Here is a 14,291-nt window from a genome sequence, read left to right on the forward strand (position 1 = left end):
TTCCTGCTGCCCAAAGAGTCTTCCCGGATGTCGCCCGCTCGTCCCTATGATCGCACCGAACGCCTCAGCGATGCGCTTGTCCATCTGGCCGGCCTTGTCCTCGCGCTTGGGGCCGTTCCGGTTCTCATCACGCTCGCGGCGTTGTGGCATGCCGATGTGGTCAGCGTCCTTGGCGTTTCAGTCTATGGTGGCACGCTGATCGCGATGCTGACCGCCTCGCTGGCCTGCAACCACGTCACCGCCGAAGAATGGTCCGGCTTGCTACGCCGTCTCGATCATTCGGCGATCTTCCTGAAGATTGCGGGCACTGTGACGCCGTTCGTCCTGCTGTCCCGCACCGGCACGACCTTTCTGATCGGCATGTGGGTCGCCGCGATCGCAGCAAGCCTGATCGCGATGGTAAGCCGACGCCGGACGAACGGGCTGAGCGTCGTCATCGGCCTCGCCATGGGCTGGGCGGTGCTGGTCGCCGGCGGTGAGGTCATCGCGGCGACATCCACCCCGGTCTTCTTCCTGATGATCGCGGGAGGTATCGCCTATTCGCTCGGGACGCCGTTCCTGCTGTGGAAGGGACTGCGCTTCCACAACACGATCTGGCACGGCTTCGTCGTCGTCGCCTCGATCGTGTTCTTCGTGGCGATCACATGGCACCTGGCCGCCACCAGTCCCGTGAAGGTCTGAACCCGGTCGTTGGCCCTAAGGGCGGCTGATATTTGCGCCGCAATCGCAACCCTATGAGCGTGCCCCGGAGCGGTCAAAGGCTGTCGATGACTATCCCTGCGATCGCGGCGGTATCCTTCCAGCCGGGCAAAGCCTGCGCAGCCTTGCTTGCCGCTTGGGCCATCCTGTCGCGGTCACCGGCCTTGGAAAGCAATGTTCGCAGCGCATCCGCGAAAGCCTCGACGTCGTCGGGCGGAACCAGCAACCCGGCGCCCGGTGGAACCGTGTCGGGCACCGCGCCGGCCTTGGTCGAGACGATAGGCAGGCCATGGCTGATCGCCTCGTCGAAGACGATGCCATAGCCTTCGAACCGGGTCGCCAGCGCGAAGATCGATGCCGACGCGTAAAGACCCTGCAATTCCTCTGCCGAGACCCGACCGGCAAGCCGCAACCTGTCACCAAGACCGGTCTGCTTCACCATCCGCGCCAGATCATCGGCATGGGCGCGGTGCCACGGATTGCCCACGATCACCGCCCGCCAGTCGAGATCGTCCAGCCGCGACAGCGCTTCGATCAGGATGTCGTGGCCCTTGCGCGGATGCAGGATACCGACCGACAGGATCAGGGGCGGCTTGTCTGCTACGGGCGTGAAGTGCGGACGATCGATTCCGGGCCGCGCGATGGTGATCCGCGCCGGATCGACATCGTAGCGGTGCACGAGCGTGTCGCGGGTATGTGGACTAGGGACAAGAACGTGTCGCGCCAGGCGCAGATTGTCGCGCTCGGTCCGAAAAAGATGATCGCGCGTGGACGGATCGAGGCCGGTTTCCAGCGCGAGCGGATGATGGATCATCGCGACGATCGGCGCGCGGACACCAGCAAGGCCATGGGTCTCGATCGCGCCGAAGACCAACCCATCCAGGATCAGGACACGTTCGGCGTCGATCCCCTGCAACTGCGCCACTGCGTCGGTCATTTCGGCCGCGCTCGGGTCCGGGAAGCTTGCGGGCAGTTGCAGATGCGTGACGTTGCGGCCCTGATCACGCAGGCCCATCAACAGACGCCGCTCGTAGATATAGCCGCCGGTCAGCGTCTCGATATCGCCGGGAATGGCGAAAGCGGCGGATCGCAGCACGCTCATCCGACCTGTTCGGGCGCCGTTCGGGCAAGAACGACACGTTCCAGGGCGGAGACCCCGGCATGGAACAGGACTGCCAGGACCGCTGTCGCCATGATGGCCGACCAAAGCATGTCGTATTCCGACAGTGAGGCTGACAGCGCCATCAGGCTGCCAATGCCGCGACCGGTAGCCAGCCACTCGACCACGGTGACGGCCAGGATCGCTGCGGGGACGGACATGCGCGCGCTGGCGAAGAAGGCCGGCAACATGGCGGGGATGCGGACGTGGATCAGCCGCGAGACGGGGCCCGCCGCGTAGCTGTCGAAGACATCCATGATCTGGCCCGGCGCCTGCCGCAACCCGTGCAGGCAGGCGACGAGGCTGGGGAAGAACACCATCACCGCGACCAGCGAGATCGTTCCGACAGCCCCGCGTCCCAGGACCAGTACGATCAGCGGCGCGGTGGTGACGATGGGAATGGCCCGTAATGCCACGGCCACCGGCATCGCGACCGCGGCGATGGGCGGAAAAAGGATCAGGACGATGGCGATGGCTGCGCCCAGCCCCAGGCCGGCGGCCCAACCCGGCACGACATAGACTGCCGTCTCGACCAGCGCGGTGCCGAGCCGCGCCCGCGTCTCTGCCGCGTCAGGCGCGCTCAGCAAGGCACGGGCTACGTCGTCAGGCCCCTTGGCGAAAAACGGGTTCAGCTGGGCGATCTGGATCACCGCCCACCACAAGGCCAGTGCCAAGACAGCGAGCGTCAGCGTGCGTAACATGCGCGCCGTGACGCCCAGTGCGCCGACCGCCTGTGCCGGCGCAATGATCACTGGCGGTTTCTCGTCCAGCACAAAACGCGCCAGCCAACCGATCGCTGCGAAGACGAGGATCGAGACCAGCGCGGCGACGCAGGCCAGTGCCCAGATCGCGGGCACATCCATCGCGCGGATGAAACGGACCGTCAGGACACCCATCCCGCGCTCTGCCCCCGTGAACTCACCCACCATCGCGCCAAGGAATGCGGCGGGCGCAGCGATCTGCAAGCCAGCGAACAGATAGGGCAAGGCGGCGCGTGCACGGACGCGCACGATCTCGGTCCAGCGCCCGCGCCCATAAATCCGCACCAGATCCAGCCAGGAAGCCGGCGCGGCGCGAAGTCCGACCATCAGCGGGACGAGCGTCGTGTAATAGACGGCAAGCGCGGCGAGCCAGATCTGCGGCCCGTCACCCGGACCCAGAAGGACGCGCAGGATCGGCCCGGTCGCCACCAGCGGCAGGCAGAAGATCAGAAGGGCGAGGTTCATCACGGCGCGCTCGGCCCGGGGCCAGGCCAGCGCCACCACAGCGAGCAGGATCGCTGCGAGATTGCCGATGACGAACCCGGCCGCCGCGTTGGCCAGCGTCTCTGCCAGCGCCCGTCCCATGAGACCGCGATTGGCGACAAGCCAGTTCAAGACCTCGGCCGGTGCCGCCAGTACGAAGCTTCCCGCCGTCGCGCGCGCGGCCAGATCCCACGCCAGCAGGATCAGGATCACGCCGAAGGCAGAACCAAGACCGGACCGCAGTGGCTGCGCGATGGTCCCGACCGCCGTCGTCACGCCACGGCGCCTTCTGCCAGCGCATCCGAGACCTGCATCACGAGTGCGCGGAAATTCTCGCTCCGCTCGATCCCCGCCGGCCTCGGACGTGGCAGGGACACGGCGATGTCGGCGGCGATCTGCGCCGGGCGCGGCGACAGGACCAGCACGCGGTCGGAAAGCAGGACGGCCTCATCGACCGAATGGGTGACCAGAAGCGTGGTCGTGCCGCGCGGTTCCCACAGCTTCGGCAGATCGCGCGCCAGCTGGCGGCGCGTCAGTTCATCCACCGCACCGAACGGTTCGTCCAGCAAGAGCAGGCTTGGCTCGGTCACCAGCGCGCGTGCGATCGCCGCGCGCTGGCGCATGCCGCCCGACAAGGCGGACGGCCGCGCGTCACCGAAGCCGGCCAGTCCCACGAGATCGATCAGCCCGTCCACCGCCGTGCGGTCGGCGGGCCGGCCGGCCAGCGTCAGTGCCAGAGCGATGTTGCCGCGCAGGCTGCGCCACGGCAGCAGTGACGGGTCCTGAAAGGCCATCGCGATTGCGCCCTGACGTTGCAACGACGCGGGTGGCGCGCCGCCGATCAGGACCGCCCCCGCGCTTGGCGTCTCTAGCCCGGCAATCAGCCGCAGTAATGTGGACTTGCCGCAGCCCGAGGGGCCGACGAAGGCCGTCGTCTTCCCACCGTCAAACACAGCGTCCAAAGGCGCCAACGCCTGCGTCCCGTCCGCAAAGGACTTGCACAGGCCTTCGCAGACGATGTCGGGCGACGCGACGGATTTCATCTCGGCCGCGCGCGGATCAGGCGCCATGAACCTCTTCGAGGATGGACCGGTCCCAAAGATCGGGCGTCACCTCACGTCCCAGAAGCGCCAGCGTCTCGATATTCGCGGCGACCGTCTCGTCCGTCCACCATCCGAAGCCGTTGGCGTCGGTCAGATCCGAAAACATTAGCGGCACCTGCCGCTCGGCCTGCAGCTTCTGCGTCGGCAGGTCAAGGCCGGCGTCGGGGAACATCGCCATCGTCAGTTCGGCTGCCGCGTCGGTATCGTCGCGATAAGCCTGCCATCCGGCGACCTCGCCTGCCATCAGCGCAACCAGCTCGGCGCGGCGATTGGCAAGGCTGTCCTCGGTCGCGATATAGGTCTGCGAATGGACCGCATAGCCGTGATCGGCCATCAGCATGGTCTGGTTCTCGACCCCCTGAATGGTCATCGCGACAGGCAGATCGGTTTCCCAGCACAGAAGGCAATCGACCTCTCCGGCGACCAGCGGCTGGGCGGAATATTGCGTCGGGATCACCTTGATCGCGTCGATATCGACGTCGTTCAGGCTGCACAACGCCTGCAGGACCGGCGTGTTGGCCAGTGCCATGCCGATCCGCTTGCCAGCAAGATCAGCCGGCGCATTGACGGGATTTGCGGGCAGCGAGGCGATGGCGAAGGGATTTTTCTGCATCGCCACACCGATGATCTTGAAAGGCGCGCCTTCAGCGACCGCAGCAGTGGTATAATCGGCGGCAGAAATCCCGACGAGAGCGGTTCCCGCGACGACCGGCGGCTCGACCGGCGCATTGGGCCCGCCCTGCAGCAGCGAGACGTCCAGCCCCGCATCGCGCCACAGGCCGCGATCCTGCGCGATGTAGCTGCCCGCGAACTGGACCGAGTGCAGCCAGGACAATTGCAGCGAGACGGGCGTCTGAGCGGCGGCCATCCGGGGGCGCATCGCCAGCGGCAAGGTGCTCGCGGCGGCGCCGACGGCCAGCATCTGGCGTCGCGTCAGGTGGGAAAGGCGGCGCATGACGTATCTCCTGTGGATCGCCGCCAGACTAGCGGCTGAGGGCTGCGGGGCAAGAAGACAAATTTGGGCAATCAGGCCGGCGGTGTAAGATCCGTGGCGCTGAAACCGCGAAGGATCAGATCGCGCATGTCCTGCATCGGGATCGCAGGCGCGTTCACCGGCGGGATCAGGCCCGGCGCCAGGCCCCATCGGGCCGTGCGCGCGACGAGCGCTTCGGGTCCGATGACGTGGATCGGGACCTCATCAATCTCTGTCAGGGCGATGGACGCGGCCGCCTGATGATCGCCCAGCACGATCATCAACGGCGGATTCTCGGCATGGCGCAACGCGTAAGAGACAACGGTCTGCAACACGTAGTCGATCGAGAGACGGTATTGCTGCCGCATGCGGTCGCGGTCACGCCAGACAACGCTTGGCGGATCGCCGGAGCTGGCCATCCCATCGAAGACCCGTCCATCCCCCAGATCGTCCCAGTCGATCAGTCTTGGCACCGGCACCCAAGGCGCGTGCGACGATATCAGCGCGATCTGCGCGAACAGGTGCCGGGTACGCTCGCCCTGGCGCAGAAGGCGGTCCATGGATGCGAGTGTGAACTGGTCCGGCATTGTGACCCAGTTGAACGGCTGGCCGCGATAGCCCAGATCAGCGGCGGCCAGCACGGTGTCGAAGCCAATCGTCTCGGCCTCGGGCCAGGGCATCGTGACGGCGGGCATGATTGCTGCAGTCTGAAATCCGGCTGTCCGTGCGATATGGAACAGGCCCTGCCGCCCGCTGGCCAAGGCGGCGAGATAGCGCGACTGATCGTCGGTCCAGAGGCCGCTGGAAAAGCTTTCATGCGCAAGCCAGCTTTGTCCGCCCTGCGTCGGAGAGATCAGAAAGCCCGAGCGCACCGCCAGCCCCGCCTGTGCAAATTCGGCCTCGGCGCGGCGCAAGTTCGGCAGATGCGTCTCGGCATAGAACGGCACGTCGAAACTCGCGCGACCGTAGCTTTCCAGAAAGATCACCAGCACGTCGCGATCGATGGCCTGAAGCAGACCGGGCGCGTCGGCCAGCGGATCCCGAGCCGCCGCGCGCCGGAAATCCGCAAGATCGACCGCCGTGCGCCGAACCAGCGCGACGCGGTCGATCGCGTAGCGCGTGGCGGCCGCGTCGACGGCGCCGATCGTCGTGCCCGAGGCGGTCACGCCTGCGATCAATGCGAGCATCGCGGCGGCACCGGCAGCAGGCCACGGACCTCGGCTCCGCCCCTGCCATTGCCGCAGCGCCCAGATCATCGACGCAGCGATGATGCAGACAAGAAGCACGGAAGCGACGACAGCCAGAACGGCGACGCCGGTTCCGAACGAGCCTGCGACCACCCGGACCGAGGCATCGACCAATGTCAGGTCGGCGACGGGATTGAAGGCGCGTCCCAGAACCTCGCGCGCGGTCATGTCGGCGATCTTGAGGACGGCGAGCAGGGTCAATGCGATTGCTGCCAGGACGCAATAGGCCCGGCCCGCCAGCCCCTGACCGAGAGTAGATGCAATCAGAAGCAGCGCAGGCAGTTCCAAAGGCAGACGAAGCAACGCGTCCGGCGCAAGCGCGTCCATGCTGGCCGGCAGGATCAGGACAAGCCAGATTGCCACCGCAGCGATAAGCCGCCTCAAGCGCGACGTTCCCGAAGCCACAGGATATCGACCGCGAAGGACCAGACGACCAATGCGAGCGCCAGCCTTGCGGCGATGATTGCGGCGCCGTCATGCAGGTCTGGCCATTGCAGCAGGATCAGCGCCGCCAGTTGAACGACGCAGATCGCCTTGCGCCGCCATCGCTGCGGCAACGGCGCGGCAAGCCAGGGCCAGAGCACCGTTGCGACGACGAAGACATAGCGGACGAGGCCAAGCGCCAGCACCTCTGCCCCGGCGGCGGTCCCGATAAAGGCGTGCAGCGCAAGAACCAGCGCCAGCGCGGCATCGACCTCGATATCGAAGCGGGCGCCGAAGGCGCTGGCCATCCCGGTGCGTCGGGCAAACCAGCCGTCGACCCCGTCGAGGGTCAGCGCTACGGCCGCGACCATCGCGACGGCACGCCCCGTCGCCTCGCCCGTGATCAGCGGTCCGATCAGCGCCAGCATCATGGCGGCGCGGATCAGGGTAACGGTGTTCGCGGGTCCGAACCGTCCTGTCGGAAGGTGCCTTCGTGCCAGTTGTCCGACGATCAGCCACATCCCCACGCAAAGCCCGAACGGGACGACCCAGCCGAGGGGTGCTGTCACGCGCAGGCCTGCGCAGCTTGCCAGAGTCGCTGCCAGCGCCGCGATGCCCGCGCCAGTCCACCCCCCCGCCCAGCCCACGCGCAGTGACGTAGCGCGGTCTAGCCGCGGGACGGCTGCATCATGTGTCCGGGATGGAAGGCCCCATTGGCTCATCTGATCGACGTTAGGCCCTTGATCCGATGCGTCAAGCGTGCGCTCACCGCTTTGAGAGCGGCTAAAACCACGCTATCGTGATCTGAAACGAAAAGGTGATGGCGATGAAGCCGACCCCAAGCGGATACCGTCCCCCTGCGCGATGGCTGCACTGGCTGACCGCCCTGCTGGTGCTGCTGATGATTCCCGCGGGTCTGATCATGGTTCGCGAGGGACTGCCCCGCCCCGTGCAGGATACGCTGTTTCTGTTTCACAAGAACGCGGGTGTCATCGTCTTCCTGCTGATGGTGGTCCGATTGATCTATCGCTGGCGCAACCCGCCGCCGCCGCTTCCCGCATCGGTGCCCGACTGGCAGCGGCTGGCGGCCAGATTGTCGCACGGTGCGCTGTACCTTTTGGCGATCCTGCTTCCCATCACCGGTTATGTCCGGGTTCGCGCCGACCGTTATCCGATCGAGGGGCTGGACGCGCTTGGCATCGGCACGATGCTGCCCAAGTCAGAAGCGCTTGCAGGCGCGGCGAGCGAGCTTCACGAGACGCTGGCATTTCTTCTGATCGCCGTGCTGCTAGTGCATCTGGCGGCGGCAATCCAGCATGCGGTGGTCAAGCGCGACGGAATCTGGGCAAGGATGTGGCCGCCTACTGGATAAGGTGGCGCAGACACGGTCGGCGAGGCTTGGCCGATGGTTCTTGCTGCGTCGCAGCAGAAGTGCGAGTGAGAGGATTGGCATTTGCCGGACGACAGCAGCGACAGACGAATTAGCCTTATGAAACGCCGAGATTTCATCCATTCTACCGGCGCCCTGATGCTTGCGGGCGGCGTATCGATGCCGGCTTTTCAGGCTCGGGCCCAGAACGCAGCCGACGAACCCGCTGCCGGCAGTTTCGGCTTCGAGGAAGTCGCCGCATTGGCAGCCGAACGCGCGACGCGGCTTTACACTCAACCCGTCGCCGAGCAGGTCGGCAGCTTTGCCGATCTCGACTACGACGCCTATCGCGCCATCCGCTTTCGCCGCGATCGCGATCCGTTCGCCGAGCTTCCCAATTTTGGCCTGGACCTGCTTCCCCCCGGATCGATCTTCTACGAGCCGATCAATGTCAGCATCGTCCGCAACGGCACCCCGCGTCGGTTGGAATTCGATCCGGCGATGCTGGAGTTCGATGCGTCGCAGTTTCCGGATGGGGCCGATCTCGAAACGGTCGGCGACATGGGCTGGTCGGGGTTCCGGCTGCGGACGCTGCTGAACCGGCCCGGTGTCATGGACGAGTTTCTGGTCTTTCAGGGCGCGAGTTATTTCCGCGCCGTCGCACGCGGCACGCTGTACGGCCTGTCGGCGCGCGGTCTTGCGATCAAGACCGGAAGCCCTGACGGCGAGGAATTTCCCCTGTTCACCGATTTCTGGATCCACGAGCCGCGCCCGGACGCGGAATCGATCAGGATCCACGCGGCGCTGGATAGCCGCTCGCTGACTGCGGCATTCCAGTTCGACGTCACCCCGGGCGATGTGACGCGGATGCGCACGCGGCTTGCCATCTTCCCGCGCGTCGATCTTCGCGAAACCGGAATCGCACCGCTGACGTCGATGTTCTGGTTCAGCCCTGCCAGCCGCCGCAATGTCGATGATTATCGCCCGGCCGTCCATGACAGCGACGGGCTGCAGATCCACACCGGCGCCGGCCAGGCCTTGTGGCGCACGTTGCAATCGTCGAACTCGCTTCAGATCTCGTCTTTTGTGGATGACGGGCCCAAAGGTTTCGGTCTGGTCCAGCGAAACCGCGAATTTGACGATTACCAGGACGCCGAAGCACGTTACGACCTGCGTCCGTCCGCCTGGATCGAGCCTGAGGGCGACTGGGGCGAGGGTGAGGTCCGTCTGATCGAAATACCGGTCGAGAACGAGTTCAACGACAACATCGTCGCCTACTGGCTGCCCAAGGACGTGATGGCCAAGGGTGAACGTCACGATTTCCGCTATACCCTGAGCTTCGCGTCACGGCTGCCGCGCGACCTGCCCGTGGCGCGGGTTCGCGACGTCCGCGCGGGCCGTTCGATCAACGATGAATCGATCCGCAGTTTCATCGTCGATTTTGATCTGGCTCCGTTCCGCGACACTCTGCCGCAATCCAAGGTGACGACCTCTTCCGGCGAGATCGTCCATGCCTATCTGAAGCCTCTTCCCGAAGAGGATGTGCTGCGCCTCGCCTTCGAGTTTCGTCCCGGTAACGAGAAGATGGTCGAGTTGCAGGCCCTGCTGACCGATCCCGACGGATTGGCGCTGAGCGAAACATGGATGACCCGCTGGACGGCGTGACCCTTACCGTGGCCGAGGACGCGGAAGCTTCGGCTTCGACGCAGCCGGCGCTCCCGCCCGAGGCACCGCTGGCGATGCCCGTTCAGGACCTGCGCGCCCGTCCGCGGCATGACCATCCGCGTGCGCGTGAGGGCGCGCGCACCTGGCTCGCGCGCGCGATTGCCTTCGGTGGTACGGGCGTAATCGCCGTTCTTGGCTTTCTGCAAATGCTTGCGGCGTTCGGGGACCGACCGACGCCGATGCAGATCGTGCTGCTGATCCTGTTCGTTCCGACCTTCGCCTGGATCGGATTTTCCTTCTGCTCGACCTTGGCTGGGCTGCTGGCCCGTCCGATCACGACGCCGGCCGCAGCCGGGCGGGCGCGGATCGCGGTCATCATGCCGGTCTATCACGAGGATGCTGCGACCAGCATCGGGCTGCTGACCGCGCTTGGTCGCGACATGGCGCAGCACGAGATGGCCGACCGGGCCGAATTGTTCGTCCTGTCGGATAGCCGCGACCCGGCAGTCGTGGTGGATGAGACTTTGGCGGTCGAGGCAGCGCGCCGCCTATCACCCCTTCCGATCTGGTATCGCCGCCGCGACGACAACGTGGATCGCAAGTCGGGCAACGTTGCCGATTTTGTTCGCCGCTGGGGCGGGCGCTACGATCAGATGGTCGTGCTGGATGCCGACAGCGTTCTGACCGGGTCGACCGTCGCGCATCTGTCCGCGCGGATGGAGGCTGATCCCGATCTTGCCCTGATCCAGACCATGCCGGTGCTGGTTGGCGGCGAGACGATTTTTGCCCGCCTGACGCAGTTTGCCGGGCGCATCTACGGCCCCATGATCGCACGCGGCGTCGCGGCGTGGTCAGGCGATACCGGCAACTATTGGGGTCATAATGCGATCATCCGCGTCCCCGCCTTCGCCGAGGCCTGCGGTCTGCCTACGCTGAGCGGGCGCGCGCCCTTTGGCGGCTCGATCCTCAGCCACGATTTCGTGGAGGCGGCGGCCCTGTGCCGCGCGGGCTGGAAGGTGCGGCTGGACCATGATCTGCGCGGCAGCTACGAGGGCTGCCCGCCGACGCTGCTGGACATGGCCGCGCGCGAACGCCGCTGGGCGCAGGGCAACCTGCAGCATCTCAGCCTGATCGGCATGCGCAGGACACGCACGATAAGCGGCGCGCATTTCGCCATTGGCGTGATGAGCTTCCTGATGAGCCCGATCTGGCTGGCACTGATCCTGGTTGGTCTGGTCCTGTCAGCGACGGTGCTGCTGTCCACGCCCGAATACTTTCCGACGGCCTACCAGCTTTTCCCGGACTGGCCCGTTTTCGATGCGCGGCGGATGCTGTGGCTTTTCGTGGCCGCGATGGCGCTACTCTATGTACCGAAATTCGTGGCCATCGTGCGGGCCTGGCGGCGATCGAGCCCCTCGCAGGCAGGCGGCGGCGGGCGTGTCTTTGCTAGCGCATTGGTCGAGATCGTGCTGTCCGCGCTGATCGCGCCGGTGCAGATGCTGATCCAGACCCGGCAGATCTTCGACATCCTGCGCGGACGCGACAGCGGATGGAACGCGCAGACCCGAGCCGGCTCGATGCCCGGCTGGAACGTCGTGCTGGCCAGTCATTGGTTGCATGTCGCCTTGGGGCTGGGAACGCTGATCGTGCTGGCACAATTCTCGCCTGCGCAGCTCATCTGGCTGTCGCCGATCCTGCTGGGGCTGATCCTGTCGCCTTTCACTTCGCGCTATTCGGCAAGTCCGGTGCTGGGCCGCCTTGCACGCCGGCAGGATCTGCTGGTCACGCCCGAGGAACGCGCGACGCCCGCCATCATCGCGCAGGCGCAGGCCGTCACCCGGCGGCTGCCGCGCAGCGCTGAAGGGGATGCCTCGATCCTGCGCTTGGGTCGCGATCCCGATCTGCTGAAACGCCACATCGCGATGCTGCCGCCCCCCGCCGCCGACCGGGACCTTGCGACGCGTCTGCCTGCCATCACCGCCGAGGCGAAAATCGCGCACGCGGAGACACAGGCACAGGCTTTGTCGTTGCTCGACCGGGCAGAGACGGATGCGCTGATCTCGGACGCGGACCTTCTGCAGCGTTGGAGCCGGCTTCCGGCATGAACCGTCTTGTCGCACTCGACATGCTGCGCGGCTACGCGCTGGTGTGCATCATGCTTGACCACATGCCGGCCTCGGTGCTGCGATCCTACACACTGGCCAACTTCTCGATCTTCGATGCGGCCGAATTGTTCGTGTTGCTGTCGGGCTTTCTGGTCGGTCTGGTCTGGGACGGCGTCGAACGCAAGAACGGCCGACCCGCAGCGCGACGCCGGTTTGCCCGCCGCGCTTTCGAGGTCTGGCGCGCGCTGGTCCTGGGCGGTGTTCTGATCGCGCTGATCTCGGCCGGGCTGCTCGCCATGGGGTGGAAGCATACGGCGATCTGGAACCAGTACGCGGTCTGGGTCATCGACAATCCGCTGGGCTATCTCGGCACGCTGATGACGATGTGGCTTCAGCCGAACCTGCTGGATGTGCTGGCAGTCTACGTCGTGCTGCTGGCCTCGGTCCCGGTGCTGGTGCCGCTGATGATCCGCTTTCCGCTGAGCTTCGGTGCCGGGTCCGTCGCACTGTGGTTCGTGGCCCCGGTCCTGAACGGCCTGATCCCCAATCACAGCGGCGGCGGACTGCTGTTCAACCCGTTCGGTTGGCAGATGCTGTTCTTCACAGGCGTCGCGATGGGCCTGTTCCGCCGCCGCCTGATGACCGAACTGATGCCGCACGCGCGGCTTCTGACGTTGCTTTCGGCCGGCATGTTCATCTTTGGCGCGACGATCGTGATCGCATCGAAATTCGGCGAACCCGCCCTGCCCCTGCGGAATGGCCTGAAGGAAATCTACGGGACGATCGACAAGTGGCCGCTGGATGGCACCCGTTATCTGGCGATCCTCGCGGCAAGCTGGCTGGTCGCCGTGCCGCTTGCAGACCCGATGAGGCGTCTGGCCGAAACGCGGATCGGCGTGGCGCTGCAGCAGATCGGTCGCGGCGGGCTGTGGTCTTTCATCGCCTGCGTCGTCCTTTCGGTCTTGGGAGACGCGCTGCAGATCAACCCCGCAGACCAGACCTTCGCCGAAAAGTTGCCGGTCGATCTGTGGGTGATGCTGACGCTCTGGTGGCTGTCCATCATGTGGCTGAACTGGGGTGCGCCTTGGCAGAAGGCCCGACGCTCGACGCCTGCACCGGCCGCCCAGAACGGCCCGAAAACAACCTCCTGAGACGCGGAGATGCGTCCAATCTGCACTGTTTCGCGGCAGCTTGTTGTTGTGTCCTCCCGCGAATGGTTGCAGGCTTTGGCCAGTCAATAGCAACTGGGAGCGTGACATGTTCAACAAACGCATCATGGGTCTTGCGACCGCGGCGCTGATGGCCATCAGCGGCGTCGCGAGCGCGCAGGAGATGCAGTTCTTCCGCATCGGAACCGGCGGCACGGCCGGGACCTATTACCCGATCGGCGGCCTTCTCGCGAACGCCATTTCGTCGCCGCCGGGCTCGCGCGCCTGCGAAGAAGGCGGCTCGTGCGGGGTTCCGGGCCTGGTCGCGTCCGCCGTGGCTGCGAACGGCTCGGTCGCCAACGTGAACGCGATCATGGGCGGCACGCTGGAATCGGGCTTCTCGCAGGGTGACGTCGCCGCCTGGGCGCAGACGGGTACCGGCATCTGGAAGGATCAACCGCCCGCCGACAAGCTGCGCGCGATCGCCAACCTTTATCCGGAATCGATCCACCTCGTCGCTTCGGCGGATAGCGGCATCAATTCGGTCGCCGATCTCAAGGGCAAGCGCGTGTCGCTGGACGAGCCCGGTTCGGGGACGCTGGTCGATGCGCAGCTGATCCTGGGTGCTGCCGGCCTGAGCGAGGCGGACATCACGCCCGAATACCTCAAGCCCGATCAGGCGGCCGAGCGGATGAAGGACGGCGCGATGGACGCGTTCTTCTTCGTCGGTGGGTATCCTGCCGGCGCGATCGCCGAACTGGCCAGCCAGGATGACGTGAAGATCGTTCCGATCGAGGGCGAGATCGCGGCCAAGGTCATGGAAAGCAAGTTCTTCTCCGAAGACACCATCCCCAGCGGCACCTACGAGGGCAACGACGAGGACGTCACCACCATCGCCGTCGGCGCGCAGTGGGTCACCTCGGCCGACCAGCCCGAAGAACTGATCTACGAGATCACCAAGGCGCTGTGGAATGACAACACCCGCGTTCAACTGGATGCGGGCCATGCCAAGGGCAAGATGATCACCAAGGAAAACGCGCTGTCCGGTCTGGGCCTGCCGCTGCATCCGGGTGCCGAGCGCTTCTACAAGGAAGCCGGCCTGATGGAGTGATTTCGCTCCGCTGACACCGCTGCGGGCGCCGCCGGCGCCCGTGGC

12 protein-coding genes are annotated in these 14,291 nt (G+C 65.8%); 6 read left to right on the plus strand and 6 right to left on the minus strand.

Annotation, left to right across the window (positions count from 1 at the left end; genetic code table 11):
- Positions 1-27 precede the first annotated feature (27 nt).
- Positions 28-681, plus strand: a complete 654-nt coding sequence (gene trhA / locus MLD63_RS16510) for a PAQR family membrane homeostasis protein TrhA (protein ID WP_255331022.1) — start codon at positions 28-30, stop codon at positions 679-681.
- Between the two features lie 73 nt (positions 682-754).
- On the opposite strand, the gene MLD63_RS16515 is transcribed toward trhA, so the two are convergent.
- The 6 genes from MLD63_RS16515 to MLD63_RS16540 all read right to left on the minus strand — a co-directional run bounded on the left by MLD63_RS16515 (position 755) and on the right by MLD63_RS16540 (position 7,570).
- A complete protein-coding gene (locus MLD63_RS16515; protein WP_255331023.1) occupies positions 755-1,801 on the minus strand; it encodes a glycosyltransferase family 4 protein in 1,047 nt (348 codons plus the stop codon).
- Positions 1,798-3,378, minus strand: coding sequence for an ABC transporter permease (locus MLD63_RS16520; RefSeq protein ID WP_255331024.1), 1,581 nt, complete (start codon positions 3,376-3,378; stop codon positions 1,798-1,800). Before MLD63_RS16520 ends, MLD63_RS16515 begins: the two co-directional genes overlap by 4 nt.
- Positions 3,375-4,172, minus strand: coding sequence for an ABC transporter ATP-binding protein (locus tag MLD63_RS16525; RefSeq protein WP_255331025.1), 798 nt, complete (start codon positions 4,170-4,172; stop codon positions 3,375-3,377). Before MLD63_RS16525 ends, MLD63_RS16520 begins: the two co-directional genes overlap by 4 nt.
- Positions 4,162-5,160 (minus strand): ABC transporter substrate-binding protein, encoded by a 999-nt coding sequence (locus MLD63_RS16530; RefSeq protein ID WP_439957680.1) that lies wholly within the window; start codon positions 5,158-5,160, stop codon positions 4,162-4,164. The genes MLD63_RS16525 and MLD63_RS16530 overlap by 11 nt, the downstream gene beginning before the upstream one ends.
- A gap of 71 nt (positions 5,161-5,231) precedes the next feature.
- Positions 5,232-6,809, minus strand: a complete 1,578-nt coding sequence (locus MLD63_RS16535; protein ID WP_255331026.1) for a sulfatase-like hydrolase/transferase — start codon at positions 6,807-6,809, stop codon at positions 5,232-5,234.
- Positions 6,806-7,570 (minus strand): CDP-alcohol phosphatidyltransferase family protein, encoded by a 765-nt coding sequence (locus MLD63_RS16540; RefSeq protein WP_255331027.1) that lies wholly within the window; start codon positions 7,568-7,570, stop codon positions 6,806-6,808. Before MLD63_RS16540 ends, MLD63_RS16535 begins: the two co-directional genes overlap by 4 nt.
- A 98-nt stretch (positions 7,571-7,668) precedes the next feature.
- Here MLD63_RS16540 and MLD63_RS16545 point away from each other — a divergent pair, with 98 nt between their 5' ends.
- The 5 genes from MLD63_RS16545 (at position 7,669) to MLD63_RS16565 (ending at position 14,246) form a co-directional block, all read left to right on the plus strand.
- A complete protein-coding gene (locus tag MLD63_RS16545) occupies positions 7,669-8,220 on the plus strand; it encodes a cytochrome b (protein ID WP_369697014.1) in 552 nt (183 codons plus the stop codon).
- Between the two features lie 117 nt (positions 8,221-8,337).
- Positions 8,338-9,882, plus strand: a complete 1,545-nt coding sequence (locus MLD63_RS16550; protein WP_255331028.1) for an OpgD/OpgG family glucan biosynthesis protein — start codon at positions 8,338-8,340, stop codon at positions 9,880-9,882.
- Positions 9,858-11,987, plus strand: a complete 2,130-nt coding sequence (mdoH, locus tag MLD63_RS16555) for a glucans biosynthesis glucosyltransferase MdoH (protein ID WP_255331029.1) — start codon at positions 9,858-9,860, stop codon at positions 11,985-11,987. The genes MLD63_RS16550 and mdoH overlap by 25 nt, the downstream gene beginning before the upstream one ends.
- Complete coding sequence (gene opgC, locus MLD63_RS16560) at positions 11,984-13,138, plus strand: OpgC domain-containing protein (protein WP_255331030.1); 1,155 nt, start codon at positions 11,984-11,986, stop codon at positions 13,136-13,138. Before mdoH ends, opgC begins: the two co-directional genes overlap by 4 nt.
- Before the next feature lie 106 nt (positions 13,139-13,244).
- A complete protein-coding gene (locus MLD63_RS16565) occupies positions 13,245-14,246 on the plus strand; it encodes a TAXI family TRAP transporter solute-binding subunit (RefSeq protein ID WP_255331031.1) in 1,002 nt (333 codons plus the stop codon).
- The last annotated feature ends 45 nt before the right edge of the window (positions 14,247-14,291 follow it).

This window comes from Paracoccus albicereus (assembly GCF_024359525.1).
GTDB lineage: Bacteria > Pseudomonadota > Alphaproteobacteria > Rhodobacterales > Rhodobacteraceae > Paracoccus > Paracoccus albicereus.

Coding starts and splice junctions, on each gene's coding strand:
- mdoH (WP_255331029.1), top strand. CDS start 9,858: ATGGATGACCCGCTGGACGGCGTGACCCTTACCGTGGCCGAGGACGCG.
- MLD63_RS16530 (WP_439957680.1), bottom strand. CDS start 5,160: ATGCGCCGCCTTTCCCACCTGACGCGACGCCAGATGCTGGCCGTCGGC.
- opgC (WP_255331030.1), top strand. CDS start 11,984: ATGAACCGTCTTGTCGCACTCGACATGCTGCGCGGCTACGCGCTGGTG.
- MLD63_RS16515 (WP_255331023.1), bottom strand. CDS start 1,801: ATGAGCGTGCTGCGATCCGCCGCTTTCGCCATTCCCGGCGATATCGAG.
- MLD63_RS16545 (WP_369697014.1), top strand. CDS start 7,669: ATGGCGATGAAGCCGACCCCAAGCGGATACCGTCCCCCTGCGCGATGG.
- MLD63_RS16565 (WP_255331031.1), top strand. CDS start 13,245: ATGTTCAACAAACGCATCATGGGTCTTGCGACCGCGGCGCTGATGGCC.
- trhA (WP_255331022.1), top strand. CDS start 28: ATGTCGCCCGCTCGTCCCTATGATCGCACCGAACGCCTCAGCGATGCG.
- MLD63_RS16540 (WP_255331027.1), bottom strand. CDS start 7,570: ATGAGCCAATGGGGCCTTCCATCCCGGACACATGATGCAGCCGTCCCG.
- MLD63_RS16525 (WP_255331025.1), bottom strand. CDS start 4,172: ATGGCGCCTGATCCGCGCGCGGCCGAGATGAAATCCGTCGCGTCGCCC.
- MLD63_RS16550 (WP_255331028.1), top strand. CDS start 8,338: ATGAAACGCCGAGATTTCATCCATTCTACCGGCGCCCTGATGCTTGCG.